This window comes from Mycobacterium angelicum, assembly GCF_002086155.1.
Lineage (GTDB): Bacteria > Actinomycetota > Actinomycetes > Mycobacteriales > Mycobacteriaceae > Mycobacterium > Mycobacterium angelicum.
Genome location: NZ_MVHE01000439.1, coordinates 1 through 243, shown reverse-complemented (window position 1 = coordinate 243; position 243 = coordinate 1). Strand labels below are relative to the sequence as shown.

Here is a 243-nt window from a genome sequence, read left to right as displayed (position 1 = left end):
GCACCACCACCAGACACCCACCATGCAGCAGCGCACCCCAGATCTCCCACACCGAAGCATCGAACGCATGGGAGTGGCACTGGCTCCACACCTGCCCGCCCGCCGGCAGCAGGTCGCTATCCAGCGACGCCATCAGCCCAGTCACATTGCGATGGGCAATCCCCACTCCCTTGGGCACCCCCGTCGTGCCCGAGGTGTAAAGGACGTAGGCCAAATCATCACCGGCCGGAAACACCAACTCCC

General features: G+C 64.6%; 1 protein-coding gene. It reads right to left on the bottom strand.

The window, feature by feature from the left end:
* Nucleotides 1–243 (bottom strand): AMP-binding protein (locus BST12_RS30170; protein ID WP_139802142.1); only part of this gene is annotated, 243 nt, incomplete at both ends.